At 73.4% G+C, this 16,311-nt stretch carries 14 protein-coding genes and 5 tRNA genes; 9 read left to right on the forward strand and 10 right to left on the reverse strand.

All coding sequences use genetic code 11. From position 1 onward, the window contains the following. The first annotated feature begins 26 nt into the window (after positions 1 to 26). Both JNW91_RS04585 and JNW91_RS04590 read left to right on the forward strand, forming a co-directional pair. On the forward strand, positions 27 to 1,646 hold the full coding sequence (locus tag JNW91_RS04585; RefSeq protein WP_309244222.1) for a sensor histidine kinase: 1,620 nt from the start codon (positions 27 to 29) through the stop codon (positions 1,644 to 1,646). A gap of 14 nt (positions 1,647 to 1,660) precedes the next feature. Further along, on the forward strand, positions 1,661 to 2,314 hold the full coding sequence (locus tag JNW91_RS04590; protein WP_203173720.1) for a response regulator: 654 nt from the start codon (positions 1,661 to 1,663) through the stop codon (positions 2,312 to 2,314). Between the two features lie 29 nt (positions 2,315 to 2,343). Here the strand turns inward: JNW91_RS04590 and JNW91_RS04595 are convergent, their stop codons facing one another. The 8 genes from JNW91_RS04595 to JNW91_RS04635 form a co-directional block, all read right to left on the reverse strand. Beyond that, positions 2,344 to 3,126 (reverse strand): ABC transporter permease subunit, encoded by a 783-nt coding sequence (locus tag JNW91_RS04595; protein WP_203173689.1) that lies wholly within the window; start codon positions 3,124 to 3,126, stop codon positions 2,344 to 2,346. Then, positions 3,123 to 4,055 carry an ABC transporter ATP-binding protein gene (locus JNW91_RS04600; RefSeq protein WP_203173690.1) on the reverse strand — a complete coding sequence of 311 codons (933 nt, stop codon included), beginning with the start codon at positions 4,053 to 4,055 and terminating at the stop codon, positions 3,123 to 3,125. The genes JNW91_RS04595 and JNW91_RS04600 overlap by 4 nt, the downstream gene beginning before the upstream one ends. Before the next feature lie 89 nt (positions 4,056 to 4,144). Then, entirely contained in the window at positions 4,145 to 4,945 is an 801-nt protein-coding gene (locus JNW91_RS04605; RefSeq protein ID WP_309244223.1) for a polysaccharide deacetylase family protein, read from the reverse strand. A 120-nt stretch (positions 4,946 to 5,065) separates the two neighbouring features. After that, positions 5,066 to 6,259 (reverse strand): cytochrome P450, encoded by a 1,194-nt coding sequence (locus JNW91_RS04610; RefSeq protein ID WP_203173692.1) that lies wholly within the window; start codon positions 6,257 to 6,259, stop codon positions 5,066 to 5,068. 9 nt (positions 6,260 to 6,268) lie between these two features. After that, positions 6,269 to 6,937, reverse strand: a complete 669-nt coding sequence (locus JNW91_RS04615; RefSeq protein ID WP_203173693.1) for a class I SAM-dependent methyltransferase — start codon at positions 6,935 to 6,937, stop codon at positions 6,269 to 6,271. 1,061 nt (positions 6,938 to 7,998) lie between these two features. Beyond that, on the reverse strand, positions 7,999 to 10,929 hold the full coding sequence (locus JNW91_RS04625; protein ID WP_203173694.1) for a M36 family metallopeptidase: 2,931 nt from the start codon (positions 10,927 to 10,929) through the stop codon (positions 7,999 to 8,001). 270 nt (positions 10,930 to 11,199) lie between these two features. After that, complete coding sequence (locus JNW91_RS04630) at positions 11,200 to 11,781, reverse strand: TIGR03086 family metal-binding protein (protein WP_203173695.1); 582 nt, start codon at positions 11,779 to 11,781, stop codon at positions 11,200 to 11,202. 73 nt (positions 11,782 to 11,854) lie between these two features. Beyond that, positions 11,855 to 12,457 (reverse strand): TetR/AcrR family transcriptional regulator, encoded by a 603-nt coding sequence (locus tag JNW91_RS04635; protein WP_203173696.1) that lies wholly within the window; start codon positions 12,455 to 12,457, stop codon positions 11,855 to 11,857. A 409-nt stretch (positions 12,458 to 12,866) separates the two neighbouring features. Here JNW91_RS04635 and JNW91_RS04640 point away from each other — a divergent pair. The 4 genes from JNW91_RS04640 (at position 12,867) to JNW91_RS04655 (ending at position 13,723) form a co-directional block, all read left to right on the forward strand. After that, positions 12,867 to 12,939: transfer RNA gene (locus tag JNW91_RS04640), tRNA-Gly, on the forward strand. 34 nt (positions 12,940 to 12,973) lie between these two features. Further along, positions 12,974 to 13,044: transfer RNA gene (locus JNW91_RS04645), tRNA-Cys, on the forward strand. 13 nt (positions 13,045 to 13,057) lie between these two features. After that, positions 13,058 to 13,132 (forward strand) — tRNA-Val (locus JNW91_RS04650). A 150-nt stretch (positions 13,133 to 13,282) separates the two neighbouring features. Next, positions 13,283 to 13,723 (forward strand): VOC family protein, encoded by a 441-nt coding sequence (locus tag JNW91_RS04655; protein ID WP_203173697.1) that lies wholly within the window; start codon positions 13,283 to 13,285, stop codon positions 13,721 to 13,723. A gap of 24 nt (positions 13,724 to 13,747) precedes the next feature. On the opposite strand, the gene JNW91_RS04660 is transcribed toward JNW91_RS04655, so the two are convergent. Together JNW91_RS04660 and JNW91_RS04665 are read right to left on the reverse strand one after the other, a co-directional pair. Next, positions 13,748 to 14,482 carry a GNAT family N-acetyltransferase gene (locus JNW91_RS04660; RefSeq protein ID WP_203173698.1) on the reverse strand — a complete coding sequence of 245 codons (735 nt, stop codon included), beginning with the start codon at positions 14,480 to 14,482 and terminating at the stop codon, positions 13,748 to 13,750. Between the two features lie 131 nt (positions 14,483 to 14,613). Next, positions 14,614 to 14,856 (reverse strand): DUF6458 family protein, encoded by a 243-nt coding sequence (locus JNW91_RS04665; RefSeq protein ID WP_203173699.1) that lies wholly within the window; start codon positions 14,854 to 14,856, stop codon positions 14,614 to 14,616. 148 nt (positions 14,857 to 15,004) lie between these two features. Here JNW91_RS04665 and JNW91_RS04670 point away from each other — a divergent pair. The 3 genes from JNW91_RS04670 (at position 15,005) to JNW91_RS04680 (ending at position 16,311) form a co-directional block, all read left to right on the forward strand. After that, positions 15,005 to 15,077: transfer RNA gene (locus tag JNW91_RS04670), tRNA-Gly, on the forward strand. Positions 15,078 to 15,103: 26 nt separating this feature from the next. Beyond that, positions 15,104 to 15,178, forward strand: a tRNA-Val gene (locus tag JNW91_RS04675). Positions 15,179 to 15,318: 140 nt separating this feature from the next. Further along, entirely contained in the window at positions 15,319 to 16,311 is a 993-nt protein-coding gene (locus tag JNW91_RS04680; protein WP_203173700.1) for an NAD-dependent epimerase/dehydratase family protein, read from the forward strand.

Genomic DNA, 16,311 nt, shown 5'->3' on the forward strand with positions numbered 1-16,311 from the left:
GGTCGGGCGTGGGTAGCCTGGCCGCCGTGAGGATTCTGGACCGCTCGGGGCCCGGTTCGCCGGACAGGGTGCACCGGTGGCTGCGTCCGCTGCCGGACGTGCTGCTCTGGGCGGTGGTGGCCGCCCCGATCGCGGCCGCCAGGTTGAGCCCGCCGCACCCGCGTTTCGATACGGCGCTGCTGGTCGGGTCGCTGGCGCTGCTGGCGGTGGCGGTGGCGTCGGGGCGGCGCCGGCCGCTGGTCGGCCTGCTGCTGGTGCTGCTCGGTTCGTTGGTGGACGGCAACTTCGTCTTCGCGATCCCGGTGTTCAGCTATCTGACCGGGCGTCGGAGCGCGGGCGCGGCACCGGCTGCCGTGCTGTTCGGTGTGATCGCGGTCGGCGGCACCGTGCTGAATCTGGGGCTGCTCGGCACCGGGGCGGCCACCTGGTTCCTGCTGGCCTCGGTGCTGCTGTTCGCCGGCGTGTTCCCGTGGCTGGTGGGCCGGTACCGCCGGCAGCAGCAGGAGTTGACCGACGCCGGCCGCCGCCACGTCGAGGCGTTGACACGGGAGCGGCGGGGCGCCGCCGAACGGATCCGGTTGCGTGAGCGGGCCCGCATCGCCGAGGAGATGCACGACTCGCTGGGCCACGATCTCAGTCTGATCGCGCTGCGGGCCGCCGCCCTCGAGTTGGCCGACGACCTGCCGTCGGCGCACCGGGCGGCGGTGGGTGAGCTGCGGGCCAGTGTCGCGGCGGCCACCGAACGGCTGCACGGCATCATCGGGGTGCTGCGCGAGGAGGGCCGCCCGGCCGGTGTCGCGCCGGTGGGGGAGACCGTCGCCGACCTGGTGGACGGGGCGCGGGAGGCCGGGATGGCGGTCCGGTTGGACGTCGCGCCCGGCACTGTCGCACTGCCCGGGATGACCGGTGCCGCCGCGCACCGGGTGGTCCGGGAGGCGCTCACCAACGCGGCCCGGTACGCCCCGGGCGCCCCGGTCACCGTCACCCTCGCCCCCTCGGGAGACGGGGCGGGAGACGGTATCGAGGTGCGGGTGCGCAACGGGCCGGCGCCGGCTGGCCAGCCGCCCACACCGGCGTCCTCGGGCAGCGGCCTGCTCGCCCTCGCCGAGCGGGTACGGCTGGCCGGCGGCGTCCTGGACACCGGCCCGTGCCCCGACGGTGGTTACGCGGTGCGGGCCCGGCTGCCGCTGCCCGCCGACCCGTTCACCGGCGTGCCGGCCGGGGGATGGTCGGCCGTGCCCGCCGATCCGGGGGACGTCACCGACGGCACGGGCGACGACGGCGGTGGGATCGAGCCGCCGGCCGCCGCCGAGCGGCGGCTGCGCGAGGCCCGCCGCCGGGTCCGGCGCAGCCTGGTGACCGCCCTCGCCGCCCCGGCCGGTCTCGCGCTCGCCCTGTCGCTGGTCTACTACCCGTTCGCCACGGCCGGGACGGTGCTGGACGAGTCGGCGTACGACCGGATGCGGCCCGGGAGCGCCCGCGCCGACCTGCCCGGGTTGCCCCGCCGGCAGCTCACCCCGCCGCTCGGGACGTCGGAGCCGGGCTGCGAGTACTACACCGACGGGAACTTTCCGCTCGCCGAACCGACGTGGCGGCTCTGTTTCACCGACGGCCGGCTGGCCAGCAAGGAGCGGATCGCGCAGTGAACGCCGACACGGCCCTGCCCGTCCGGGTGGTTCTGGCCGACGACGAGGCGATGATCCGGGCCGGCGTCCGGGCGATCCTCGCCGCCGATCCGGGCATCGAGGTGGTCGCCGAAGCCGGCGACGGGCGGGCTGCGGTGGAACTGGTCCGTGCGCACCGGCCCCGGGTGGCGTTGCTGGACATCCGGATGCCGAGGCTGGACGGGCTGGCCGCCGCCGCCGAGATCCGCCGGGTGGCGCCGGACACCGCGACGGTCATGCTGACCACGTTCGGCGAGGACGACCACGTGGCCCGGGCGTTGGGGCATGGCGCGAGCGGGTTCCTGCTCAAGGCCGGCGACCCGCGTGAGCTGATCGCCGGGGTGCACGCGGTCGCCGACGGCGGGGCGTACCTGTCGCCGCGGGTGGCCCGGCGGGTGATCGAGCTGGGTGCGGGGCGGCTGGCCCGTCGACCGGCCGCGCGGGACCGGACGGCCGGACTGACCGAGCGGGAACGGGAGGTGCTGGCCCTGGTCGGCGCGGGACTGTCCAACGCGGAGATCGCCCGTCGGCTGCACCTGGTGGAGGGCACCGTGAAGAGCTACCTGACCAGCATCTTCACCCGCCTGGACGTGCGTAACCGGGTGCAGGCGGCGATCCTCGCGTACGAGGCGGGGCTGGTCGACGGCTGAGCGGGAGCCTTCCGGCCCCCGCTCGGCGCTCAGGCGTCGCGTCGGCGCAGGGCGGCCCGGCCCAGCAGCAGCGCGGCGCCGGCCCACCCGGCGAGCAGGAGCAGCCCGACCGCACCGGGGTACGGGTCGGTGTCGCCGGCCAGGAAGTGCCCGCCGGCCACCCCGGGGAACACGTCGGCGATCCGGTTCAGCACGGCGATGTCCGGCTCCTGAAGTGACAGGGGAACGATCATCAGGGTGGCGAGCAGCACGATGATCGTGAGTACCGCGCTGCGCAGCGCCGCGCCGAGGCCCAACGCGAGCACACCGACCAGCGCCAGGTAGGTCGCCACCGCCACGATGTCGCCGATCGTGTCGGCCGCGGGCGCCCTGCCCCACTCGCCGAGGACCGGCCGGGCGACCAGGGCGCCGACGCCGCCGAGCAGCAGCCCGAGCACGAAGGTGACCGCGCCGGCGACCATGGCCTTGGCCAGCAGCACCCGCCCGCGCGACGGGGTGCACTGCAGGGTGGTCCGAATGGTGCCGCTGGTGAACTCGGCGGTGATCGCCAGCAGGCCCAGCGCCAGCACCGCGTACTGGGTCAGCTCGACCGCGTCGATCACCACGCTGCCGGCGGCGACGACGCCCGGATCGTCGGCGGGATCGTCGTTGGTGTTGGCGTTGGCGGCGTAGATGGCCAGCTGCCCGGCGCTCGCCGCCATCAACAACACCCCGGACAGCGCCGTCCACCAGGTGCTGCGCACCGAGGACAGCTTGGTCCACTCGGCGGCCACCGCGCCGCGCAGGAGGTTAGGACGGGTGTCCGTGCTCATCGCGTCCCACCTCCGGTCGGTCCGCCCGCGTACTCGACGCTGCCGGCGGTCAGCTCCATGAACGCCTGCTCCAGCGACGCGCCGTGCGGGCTCAGCTCGTGCAGTCGTACCCCCAGCTCGTGCGCCAGGTCACCGACACGGTCGGCGGTGGTGCCGGTGACGGTCAGCTCGTGCGGGCCGGCCGCCTCGACGGTGGCGCCGGTGGCGGTGAGCCGCGCGGCGAGGGTGGCCAGCCCGTCCGGGTGCGGGCTGCGGACGCGGACCGCGACCGCGCTCCCCGCGATCACGTCGTCGATCGGCGCGTCGGCGAGCAGCCGTCCGCGGCCGATCACCACGAGCTGGTCGGCGGTGAGCTGCATCTCGCTCATCAGGTGGCTGGAGACGAAGACGGTACGTCCCTCGTCGGCCAGGGAGCGCGTGAGCTGGCGTACCCAGCGCACCCCGTCCGGGTCGAGGCCGTTCACCGGCTCGTCGAACATCAGCACCGGCGGGTCGCCGAGCAGTGCGCCGGCGATGCCGAGCCGTTGGCCCATGCCGAGGGAGAGGGTCCGGCCGGGTTTCCCGGCGGCGTGCCCGTCCAGCCCGACGGTGTCCAGCACCTCGTCGACCCGGCCGGCCGGGATGCCGTTGCTGTGGGCCATGGCCAGCAGGTGCGCCCGCCCGGACCGGGCCGGGTGGATGGCGCGGGCGTCGAGCAGGGCACCCACCTCGCGCAGCGGTCGGCGCAGCTCCCGGTACGTACGCCCGCCGACGAGGGCCTGCCCGGCGCTGGGCCGGTCCAGTCCGAGGATCATCCGCATGGTGGTGGACTTGCCGGCGCCGTTGGGGCCGAGGAAACCGGTGACCCGGCCGGGCGCGACGTCGATGGTCAGCGCGTCGACCGCGACGGTCGCACCGAACCGTTTCGTCAACCCACGTAGTGTGATCATGTGGTGACGTTAGGCGCGCCGGCCGCCGTCTCGCCGCGCCCGAACGGCACCACCCGGCCCTGACTTTCGTCAGGTCGGCGGCCGACCGGTCACCGCACGTAGTCCTCCAGCAGCGCTGGTGTGAGCCCGGACCGGTGGATCGCCTTCAGTGCTCCGAGGAGGTCGTCCATGAGCGCCGGCCGGAAGTGCATGAGCAGCACGTCGCCGGGGCGTACGACCTTCTCCGGGGTCTGGTAGCGCACCTTTCCCTCGTGGACGGTCTCGGACCAGTGGAAGACCGCCTTCATGCCGCAGTCGTGCGCCGCCTGGAGGGTGCTGGTGTCGCGGTTGCCGAACGGCGGGCGGAACAGGGTGGGTCGCTTGCCGAACAGCGTCTCCAACCGGTCCGCGGCTCCGCAGATCTCCTGCTTCTGGAAGGCGTACGACCGCCCGGACAGCGAGGTGTGCGTGATGGTGTGGTTCTCGACGACCCCACCGGCCGCCTCGATGCCCCGGAAGTAGTCCGTGTGCTCCGCCGCCGCCGGTGAGTTGAGGAACATCGTGACCGGGATGTGGGCCTCCCGGATGAAGTCGATCACCGCGGGCGGCCGGGCCAGTCCACCGTCGTCGATGGTGATGAAGGCGACCCTCTGCTCGGTCGGCAGGCGGTGCCAGAACGGGGCCGGACCGGTCGCCGGCAGCGGCACCGGTTGCGGTGGCGGCGCCTCCGGAAACGTCGGTACCTGGGACACGTACCAGGCCAGACTCCCCGGTGCGGGCTTCGCCGTGGGGGACGGCGAGGCCGAGGGTGTCGGGGTCGGCTGGGCCGCGGTGATCTGCCGGACGTGGAACGTGTGGCCGCGGTCGACTGCGCAGGCACTCAGCACCAGCAGGGACAGAAGCGTTACCACTGCGGGGATGTGACGCGGGCGGGCTGATGACACGCCCGGAAACATAGCGGGTCGAGGTCAGGGCCGCGGCCCCGCGAGGACGCTCCTCGGGCAGCCTCGACCGGGCTGCCCAGCCTCGGGTCAGAACCCGGTTCGACCAGCGGGGCGGCCGGTGGCGGACCGCACCACGAAGGCATCCGGCATTCGGAAGGTGAGATTGTCCGGACACCAGGGCGGACGGATCACCCGTACCCCGTCCAGCAGCGGCGCGGCCTCGGCCACCACCACGGCCGCCTCCATCCGGGCCAGCATGTCACCGACGCAGCGGTGCGCGCCCGCCCCGAACGCCAGGTGCCGGCGCGATCCGCGCTGGCCCGGACGGAACTCGTCGGGCGACTCGACGACCGCCGGATCCCGGCCGGCGCGGCCCAGCCACAGCACGAGACCGGTGCCCGCCGGCACCGGCGTTCCGCCCAGCGTGCTGTCCACCGCCGCCACCCGCCGCCACGTGACGATCGGCGGTTCCAGTCTCAGACCCTCCTCCACCACGTCGCCGACCGCGACCTCGCCGGTACGCAGCCCGGCCCGCACCGCCGGTTCACCGGCGAGCCGGTGCAGCAGCAGGGTGAGGAACTGCGAAGTGGTCTCCTGCCCGGCGACCAGCAGGAAGAAGAGCGCGCCGACCACCACGTCCGGCGGGTGTCCGGCGTTGCGCAGGTCGGCGGCCAGCCCACCGCCGGTGGCCGCGAAGTCGCGCAGGACGCGGTGGAACCGGCCCACCTCGCCGGCGAGCGCCACCTGCCGGTCGGCGTCCAGCGGCGCCCAGAACAGCTCCAGCGCGGCCCGGGCGAACTCCTTGACGGCGCCGACCGGCGCGTCCGGCAGCTCCACCAGCCGGGCCAGCACCAGCAGCGGAAGGTCGGCGGCGAGGTCCGCGTACAGGTCGACGGAATGGCCGGCGTCGAGCGTGGCGCGGAGTCGGGCGACCCGGTCCCGGACCAGCGCGGTGAGCCAGGGACGCTGCGCCGCGACCCGCGTGGGGTGCAACGCGTCCGCGACGATCGCCCGGATCCGCGGATGGCTCGCGCCGGAGTTGTTCGCCAGGGTCGGCGGCAGCCGGAACCGGTGCCCGGCCAGCATCCGCAGCGCCGTCACCGGCATCGGGGTCATCGCGTCGAGCGCGTTGTCCGGCCGGTAGCTGACCGGGTCGGCGAGGACCTGCCGGACCTGCGCGTGCCGGGTGACGACCAGGTGACGTACGCCGACGTGGTCGGTCACCTCGGCGACGTCCGGCCAGGGTGCCTCGACCGCGGACCCCCAGCTCCGGAACAGCACGTCGACACGCTAGCGGGCGGCTCCCGGCAGGCCGGCGCGCAGCTGCCAGACGGTGGTGCGCTTCACCCGGACGCTCTCCAGCGCCTCCGGCACCGGCACGTCGTAGTGGGCCAACTCGTCGAAGCGGTCGCGGGGCAGGAACGCCCGACCGGGGTCGCCGACCAGCGCCGGCGCCCCGCCCCGGGCGGCGCGCAGCAGGAACCGCAGCACCCGACGGGCCATCGCGTCGCTGTAGAAGACGTCCCCGGCGAGGACCACCTCGGCGTCGCCTGCGTCGCCGTCGAGGATGTCGCCGAACTCGGCGTCGACGCGTACCCCGTTGGCCTCGGCGTTCAGCGCGACCGCCGCCACGGCCAGCTCGTCCACCTCGACGGCCCGCACGGACGCCGCGCCGGCCCGGGCCGCGGCGATGGCCACCAGGCCGGAGCCGGAGGCGAGGTCGAGCACCCGGCGACCGGCGACCACCTGCGGGTGGTCGGTCACGTAGCGGGCGAGGGCCTGGCCGCCGGCCCAGGCGAACGCCCAGAACGGTGGCGGCCGGTCGCTGGAGAACTCGCCCTCGGTCAGCTCCCAGAGCCCGATCGGCTCGTCCGCCTGGTGCAGACGCACCTCGGGAACGAACGGGACCGGGGCCAGCCGGGCGTGCAGCCGGACGAACGTGCTGGAGAACTCGGACACCTGCCCGATTGTTCCAGCGAGCCGACGTCCGGCGTGTCGCGGGGCGGCGGTGACCGGTTCACCACCGTCGGTGAAAACCCACCCCGTGCTTGCCGCCCGGTGCGAACACACCCGTCTGTCCGGCGCAGCGCCCCGCTCCTAGCGTTGCGAGGTGGAGACGACCGAACGGAGGCGGCGGTGGTGACGGTGTGGCGGAATGCGCTGCGGGTCGGGGTGGTGCTGGCCGGCCTGACCGGGGCGGTGCTGACCCTGGCCGCACCGGCGCAGGCGGCCTTCGCGACCGAGATGAGCGGCCTGCCGGCCCGGTTCACCGCCGGCGACCAGGTGCGCACCATCTCCGCGGTGGTCTCGCAGACGGATCGGCGCGGCGGATGCGCGAAGGTGCGCTGGTCGATGGTGCTCAGTGTGCAGGGCATCCGACTCGACCAGGTCAAGATGGACCGGGTGGAGGAGAGCGGCGATTTCCCGCTGGAAATCCAGACCGAGGGTGGCGTGGCCCGGCTGACCGACCGGCAGCTCGACCCGGGCACCCTCTGCCCCGGCCGCACGGTCACGGCCCGCTACCGGGTGGCCTTCGCCGAGGACGTCACCCAGGGGCGGGTCACCCTCGCCGCCGAGGCGTACGACGCGAACCTGCGCCTGCTGGCCCGACAGACCGCCACCCGCTCGGTGGTGGGGGCGCGGGCCACCCCGACGCCGAGCGCGACGCCGGCGCCCGCCCAGCGACCCGGCCGACGCCGAGAGCACGCCCGCCGAGGAGCCGGTCGCCGACCAGCCGATCGACGCCGCGCCGCCGGGGGCCAATCGTCCGGTCTCGCAGTCCGGCGCGTTCGGCGTGGTGCAGGTCGCCTTCCTGCTCGGCGGGCTGCTGCTCTTCCTCGGGGTGGGGCTGCTGTTGCGGCTGCGGCACCTGACCCGGGCCGCGGCCGGGGACACCGACGGGGGCGACGATCCCCCGGTGGACCAGCGCTGGGAGCGCCCGGCCGTCGCCGACCCGTGGCGCCGAGCGCACCGCTGATCGAGGTGCGTGGGGCCGGCGGACATCCGCCGGCCCCACGGTGTCACTTCGAGAACGCCTGGAACTCGGCGATCCTGACCTGGTTCCGGGCCGGGCTGGCGGTCGCGCAGTCCGTCGTCGTGGCCGGGTCCTCGTCCTGTTCACCGGCGTACTGCGGGCCGCCGGTGCACTGGCTGGCCAGCACCTCCAGCCGCAGGTGGGTGGCGACGGTGGTGGGCACCGTGAACGTCCGCACGTTGATGTCGCGGCTGTACGTCCGGTACGCCCCGCCGGGGAACGCGTCGCCCGCGCTGGTGTAGATCCGCTGCCAGCGCGACGGGTCCGCGCAGTCGGTGGTGGTCGCGTTGCACGCGGACACCGCGAACGAGCGCAGCGCACTGAGCGCGTTCTGACTGCCGGTGTCGGCGTCCCCGGCGATCGCGGGACGCAGCATCGCGCTGACGTTGAGCCGCTTGACCGTCTGTGCGGCGTCGCCCGGCAGCGCCACGGTGAGCTGCCGGCCGGCGACGCCGTCCAGCGAGGCCCAGTTCGTCGCCTCGGTGTCGTCCGCGATCCGGTCCAGGTTGACCCCGTCGCCGGTGATCGTGGCCCCGGACGTCGTGGACGCGAGGTTGCGTCTCAACCGCAGGTCCACGTATCCGGTCCGGCCGGCGTCGGCGACCACGCTGAGCCGCTGGTGCCCGAAGCCGGGTGCCACCGCCAGCAGGTCGTACGTGCCGGCCACCAGCTCCACCGTGTCCGGGATCGGCGTCGCCGGGTCGGTGTCCGCGATCGGCGTCGCCCGGGCCTCGTACGCCCCGACGTACACCCGGATCGGCGCGTCGGCGCTGTCGCCGCGCGGGCGCAGGGTGAAGGTCGCGTTGCCGCCGCGCGGTGAGGCGAAGCTCGGCGTCGGGTCGGTGTCACCGGCACCGTTGGTGACGGCGTCCCGGCCCATCCCCGAGCGGGCGAACTCCGCCCAGATCAGGTCCTGGTTCGCGCCGCCGAAGCGGAGCAGGTCGGCGGTGAGCATGTTGTCCCGCATGTCGAGCATGCTGACCTGACTGGCCGCCTGGAGCAGGAACGAGTCGAACACCAGCTGCGACCAGCGCCGGTTGCCCGGGCACTTGTCGGCGGCGACCTTGCCCTGTGCGCACTCCAACTGCCGCTGCGGGGTGCCCAGGCCGTACCGCTTGACCAGTGCGGAACGGACCCGGAAGTTGGTGGCGCCCCAGATCTCCCCGTCCGCGTGCACGGCGGGGCCGCCGGTGTTGTAGCCGATGTCGGAGTAGTTCAGCGGGCTGCGGCTGAGGTCGTAGTTGCGGATACCGCTGACCAGGTTGCCGGTGACGTACCCGCCGGTGACGAACGGTGTCTCGCCGGGCGCGCGCAGCCCGTTCTGGAAGAGGTATTCGGCGGCGAGCAGGTCGCCCCACGACTCACCCATCGCCCCGCCCTGGTGGCCGCCGATCCCGCTGTCCGGGCCGGCGATCATCCGGTTGGTGATCGCGTGGGTGTACTCGTGGCCGATCACCGTCATGTCGTAGTCGCCGTCCACGCACGGCGGGTAGGGCCCGCCGGCCTGCGGCTGCCACAGGTACATGTTGGTGGTCGGCGGCTGCCCGTCGCGCCCGGTGCCCTGGTTGGCGTTGTTCCGGTTGCCGGTCAGTGCGCCCTGCTGAGCACGGCCCTGCTCGGCGTCACCGCCCAGCCCCGCCGGGGTGAGGTTGACCGCCTGGAGGTTCCACGCGGACTCGGTGAAGCCCAGCTGGTACGACCAGTCGTGCATCCGGTTGTGCATGGCGAAGAGGTTGGCGATGGACGCGTCCGCGTCGTTGCGCTGTGCGGACGTGAACACCTCCGGGTTGCACTTCGCCTGGTGCCACTGGTCGGTGAACGGGTACTCGTAGCGGCGCTCCGGGCTGGGCGTGGCCGGGACGATCGGGGTGGCGGCGCCCCAGGAGAGCACCGTGTTGGCCGAGTTGCCGCGCGAGGTGAAGGTGGGCGTGCCGGTGGCCGCGTCGACGTCCCACGGCTGGCCGGTGGCCGGGTCGCGGAAGGCGGCCTGACAGCCGGGTGCCGGGTCGCCGCACCAGCGCACCCGGGGGTCCTGCCCGGGGCCGAGGTCGCGGGGCGGGGTGGCCGGGAAGACCGCCCAGCTCGGGTTGTCGGAGTCGTAGTCGACGAGGTCCTCGCGGACCAGCACCTGCCCGGTGATGCCGTCCACGTAGGTGGTGAACGCGGCGGGGTGGTCGCTGTCGGCGGCGATGAGGGTCACCTCGTACGCGGCCCGGGGGCCGTCCAGGGGGGTGGGCACCGCCACGGCTCGCACGGTGTGGCTGGCCACCGCGTCGGCCTTCAGTCCGGCGTCCGCCAGCGCGGCGGCGTACGCCTGCTCGGCGGTGCGGGTGGCCGGCGCTGGCGCGCCGGTGTTCCGGGCCAGCGACGAGCTGACCGAGAGCACCGTTCCGCCGGCGACCGCGACGGTGACCAGGCCGTCCGGTCCGGCCGGCAGGTCGCCGAAGCGTTGCCGGAGGGTGACGACGGCGCCGCTGCCGATGGGGCGTACCAGCACCCGTTCCATGGCGGCGACGGTGGCGGCGTCCATGGCGAACAGGTCGCGGTTGGCGGTCAGGTAGGCGCGGGCGGCGGCCTCCGGGTCGGTGGGTAGCCCGGTCGCGAGGGGGGCGCGGCCGGGGCCGAGCGCCTGCGGGGTGCCCAGCCGGTTCCACCGCACGTCGGGGTCGGCGGCGCGGGCCAGGCCGCGCTGGCGGGCGTCGGGTGCCGCCGTACCGGTGCGGTTGTCGACGTCGGCGGGTTGGTGCCCCTCGGCGAACGGTCCGGACCGGCGTTCGGCGGACGGCGCGTTTGCGCTGGGAGCCGCGGTGCTCACGCCGGTGGGGAGCAACGCGGCGACCGTGGCCGTCGTCGCCAGGATGGCGATGAGCCGGCGTCGACGCCGGCTCATCGGGGGTGACCACTCCGGTTGTGGCACGGGACCTCCTCGTGGGAGCGGATTGGCCGGCGGCCGCCGGCCGACGTAGCGCGGTGACGCATGCGCATCTGTGGATATCAGCCGGCCGGGGTCGCGGCAAGGCCCAAGGCCTTCGACGCGCCAAAAGATCGAAATAACTGGGCTCTCACCGGACGTGTTGGCCCGGTGGCGCACCGCTGCCGGCCGCCGCCAGAAGGTCGACGCGGCACAGGTGGAACAGCGACCGTACGGTCGCCGGCGTCCGGGCCCGGCGCTGAGAACGCGGTGCGGTCAGTCGCCCGGCGTCCAGTCGGGGTCGCGGCCGAACGCGGCCAGGAGATGGTCCTGCTCGTCGGCGTCGTCGGGCACCCGCACCCCGGTCCGGACCAGGTTGTCGTTGCGGTAGTCGTCGATCCGGGTGGCGAACCATCGGGCGCACGCGCGCACCGCGTCCGGGTCCAGCCGCGGCTCAGCCCCGATCGCCACCGCCACGTCCCAGCCGTGCACCAGGTGTTCGGCGAGGAGCTGCTGAAGGTACTCGGCGGCGGGGGTCTCGCCGGCGGAGAGGTGCACGGTGCGGTCGATCGCGCCGGGATGGGTGGCGGCGATCTCGGCCTGGGCGGCCGCCTCCCGCGCCGTCGTCGCGGGGTCGACGCCGAGCAGGTCGCCGTCGAACCGGCCGCCGACCTCGTCGATGGTCCGGCCGGCGAGCAGGGGAACGCTCCACCGGTCCTCGCTGACCACGTGGTTGACCAGGGTGCGCACGTCCCAGTCGGTGCACGGTGTCGGGTCGGCCCACTGGCCGGGGGCGACCTGGTCCACCCGGTCGACGAACTCGGCCAGGCTCCGGCGGTACGCCTCCAGCAGATCCATACCGTCGATTGTTCCGGTCGGCGGGCGGGGCCGAGCGGTTTTGCGCGGGACGGCCGGCGTCCGCGGCCTCGGCTCAGTCCAGCTCGGTCGGGTCGAGGCCCAGCTCCCGGCTGGTGACCAGTCGGACCCACTCGCCGAACTGTCGACGGGAGATCACCCGGTCGTGCACGGCGAGCTGTACGGCCAGGCCGTCCATCACCGCGCTGATCCGCCAGGCCGCCCCGTCCGGGTCGGCGCACTGGAAGGTGCCGTCGGCCACCCCGGCGGAGATCACCGCGGCCAGGTCCTGCCGCCACCGCAGGTCGAGCCGGCGGGAGACCTTCTCCAGCTCCGGGGTGCGCAGCGACTCGGACCAGCCGTCTATCCACATCGACCAGGAGGTGGCCCGCCCGGCCGGTGTGTAGAGCTTGAGGATCCGGCGGAGCTTGGTCAGCGGCGGGGCCGGGGATCGGGTCACCGCGTCCAGGCGGGCCAGGTCCTGCTCGACCGCGTACGCGAACGCCTGCGCGAGCAGCCGTTCCTTCGTGGCGAAGTGGTAGAAGACCAGTGCCTGACTCACGCCGGCGGCCTGTGCCACGTCCGCTGTCCGGGTGTTGGCCAGACCGCGCTCCACGATCACGTCACAGGCGGTGCGCAGCAGGGCATCCAGGCGGATCTCGGCCGCACGTCTCGTCACGACCGTTACCGTAGCCCATCCAACCGAACACGAACAGTTACCGCCGCCGCTCGATCCGCGATGCGACAGTCGGAAGCCGGACACTTCCCGGAGGCACCGTCGGTCGTTCTTCTCGGGGTGTTTGCCGAGGTCCGCAGCTCGCCACCGGGGTGCCGGGACGTCCGCCAGCGGCCACCGGACCCGGCGGCGGCGGGACCGGTCGCACGATGCCGCAGTGTGACGGTCGCATGTCAATTGAGACACCAGGCCAGCTCCCTAGGAAGCCTGCCGGCGGTGGTCGCGATCCCCTCCCGGCGGTACCGCGGTTCAGCGGAACGGGACGGGACGCGCCGAGACGCACCCCCGAGTTGGCAGTCGTTCCCGGGCTCGGCTAAAGTTCTCATCCGTCACCCGGGAACGCCGGGGGCGTGCGGACGTAGCGCAGCTGGTAGCGCATCACCTTGCCAAGGTGAGGGTCGCGGGTTCGAATCCCGTCGTCCGCTCGGAGCTGCCGCCACGCATGACGGGGGCAACCTCGGTGGGGTGGCCGAGAGGCGAGGCAACGGCCTGCAAAGCCGTGTACGCGGGTTCAAATCCCGTCCCCACCTCGGCATTGTGCACGGGCGATTGGCGCAGTGGGAGCGCGCTTCCTTGACACGGAAGAGGTCACTGGTTCAAACCCAGTATCGCCCACCAGTTGGATGAACAGGTCAAACGGCTCGTTACCGGAAGTCCGGTGACGAGCGTTCCCGTTGCTGTGTGCTGTTTACGTCGAGAACGGTCTGGCGGCTCCGTCCCAGGAGCGGATACGGCCACCGTGGGCGTACGACATCAGGGAGATCCAGCATGGCGGTTCAGCGGATGGACAACGTCCTCATCGTTGTCGACGACCTCGACGCTGTTGTCGCGTTCTTCGTCGAACTCGGCCTGACATTGGAGGGGAGGCAGCCGATCGAGGGACGCTGGGCGGAACGTGTCATCGGTGTCGACGACGTCCGGCAGGAGGTCGCGATGCTGCGGACCCCGGACGGTCACGGCCGGATCGAACTGGCGATGTTCCACACGCCGAAGGCGATCAGCGCCGAGCCGAAGGACGCGCCGGTGAACACCCTGGGCATCCGCCGGATCATGTTCGCCGTCGACGACATCGAGGACGTCGTTGCCCGCCTGCGCGCCCACGGCGCCCAACTCGTCGGCGAGCTGGCCCAGTACGAGGACAGCTACCGGCTCTGCTACGTCCGCGGCCCCGAGGGCATCATCGTCGGGCTGGCCGAACAGCTCAGCTGACAGGGATGCCTGCGGTGGCGGAGATCAGAAGGTCAGCAGGCGGAACTCGCCCACGGGCTGGAAACCGAGGCGGCGGTAGACCGGCTCGGCGACGGGCGACGAGGTGAGCGCGGCCGTGTGGGCACCCCGCTCGGCGGCCAGATCGAGCGCGGCCCTGGTCATGGCCGCAGCGATGCCCTGCCGGCGATGCTCGGGCTGCGTACCCACGAAGTAGAGCGTGGCCAGGCCGTGGCTGAGCCAGACGACGGCCGTTCCGACGATCCGGCCGTCGTCGAGGCGGCCGGCCAGCCTGATCACGGTGCCGTCGCCGGTGAACGCCTTCTCACGTTCGATCGTCGCCGCCACACCGTCGGCTGGAATTCCGGACACCCGGCCGTAGGCCGCAACGAACGCCTCCAGGTCGGTGGTCTCGGCGATGTGCAGACCGGCCGGCGTCGGGGCATCGGCCGCCGCACCGACCGGCACCGTCATGATCGGTAGGCGGGCGACCTCGGCGGCGCCGAGGGAGACCAGGCCGTCGGCGGTGCCGGCGTCGCTGTCCGGGCCAACCCACCAGATCCGGGGTACGCCGTGCAGGCGCTGGCGGGCCGCGACGAGCGCTTCGGGCGGTGTGCGCCCGGCCACGCGCAGCACACCGTTGAGGGTCGCGTGCGGCACGTCACTGCGGTAGGTCGGTAGGTCGGGGCCTCCGGCCGCACCAATGTCCCAGCCGAGCAGGTACGCCCGGTGCGCGGCCAGCACCGTGTCGAGGGACTCCATGATCAGGATCCTAACGCGGGCCATCAGCGCGCTTCACCAGCGGAAACGGCCGCTGGCGGCTGGAGACGGCGGTCGCTGCCGAGACGGGCCGGCGTCCTCGATCGAGGTCGCCGGCCCGGGGCAGGATCGTTTCACAGCGGCGGGGCGATGTCCCGCCGCTCCTCGACGCGGCGGTACTCGACCGGCTGCTCGGTGGTGGTGACCACCTGGCGGCGACGACCCCAGATCAGCGTGGTCATGATCAGGCCGAGCACACCGGCCCCCATCAGGATCCAGCCGACCACGTCGAGGTTGATGCCGCCGACGCTCGCGTCGAGCGCGAAGGTGAGGATCGCGCCGAGCGCGATCAGGAAGATGCTGGCGCCGATACCCACGACAGCCTCCTTAGGGGATGTGGTGCGCTGTCGAGGTCCTTCAGTACCCCGCCGCCGAGCAGCGCAATCGCCGCCGTCCAGGGTCCCGCGGCCGCGGATCTTGGCATCGGGTACAGTTTCACCCGTCGCCGGCGCTTGCCGGGGACGTGCGGACGTAGCGCAGCTGGTAGCGCATCACCTTGCCAAGGTGAGGGTCGCGGGTTCGAATCCCGTCGTCCGCTCGCGATCCGCCCCGGGCGGTCACCACGGGCGATTGGCGCAGTGGGAGCGCGCTTCCTTGACACGGAAGAGGTCACTGGTTCAAACCCAGTATCGCCCACCAGAGAACACGGCTCGTTACCGGAGATCCGGTGACGAGCTGTTCCCGTTTCCGGTTCGACGTACCGGGTTCTGCCACGGGCAGATCCGCTACCGGTGAACGGGGGTACCGTCCGCCGGCCCGTCCCCGGCAGGGTGGAGCGCATGAGACTGCTGGTGCTGGGCGGTACGGGTTTCGTGGGCGGGGCGACGGTCACCGAGGCCGTGCGCCGCGGTTGGTCGGTGACCGTGTTCAACCGGGGGCTGCACGGCGCGGTGCCCCCCGGCGTACACCGGTTGCGGGGTGACCGCACCGCGCCGGACGGTCTGGCGGCTCTGGCCGGCGGCGAGTGGGACATGGTGGTGGACACCTGGGACGGCGCGCCGCGCGCGGCCCGGAACGCTGCCCATGCCCTGGTCGACGCGGTCGACCACTACGTGTACGTGTCCAGCGGGTCGGTCTACGCCGATCCGGCCGCGCTCGGGCTGGACGAGGACTCCCCGGTGGTCGACGCCGACCCGGACTCCGTCGACGGCGACTACCCGCAGCTCAAGTCCGGTGCCGAGCGTGCCGTGCGGGAGATCTTCGGCCGCCGGGCGCTGATCGCCCGTGCCGGGCTGATCCTCGGCCCCGGGGAGGACATCGGCCGGCTGCCCTGGTGGCTGCGGCGGATCGAGCGGGGCGGCGACGTGCTCGCCCCCGCACCGGCCGACCTGCCGGTGCAGTACATCGACGTACGTGATCTGGCGGGATGGATGCTGGACGCGGGTGCCCGCCGGCTGGGCGGCACGTTCAACGCGATCGGTCGGCCCGGCCAGACCACGATGGGCGAGTTGCTCGGCGCGTGCCAGGCTGCCACCGGTGCCGACGCGCGGCTGTGCTGGACCGACCCGGCGACGATCCTCGCCGCCGGGGTGGAGCCCTGGAGCGACCTGCCGATCTGGCTGCCGACCGGCCACCCGTACCGGGGGTTGCTGGAGCGGGACGTGACCCGCGCCTTCGCCGCCGGACTGACCTGCCGGCCGGTGGTCGAGACGGTCGACGACACCTGGCGGTGGCTGGGCGAGGTCGGCACCGTTCCGTCCCGTGCCGGGCTACCGCATCGCAGCTCGATCGGGCTGGACCCGGAGCGGGAGGCGGCGCTGCTCGCCGCCTGA

This window comes from Micromonospora parastrephiae (assembly GCF_016802865.1).
Lineage (GTDB): Bacteria > Actinomycetota > Actinomycetes > Mycobacteriales > Micromonosporaceae > Micromonospora > Micromonospora parastrephiae.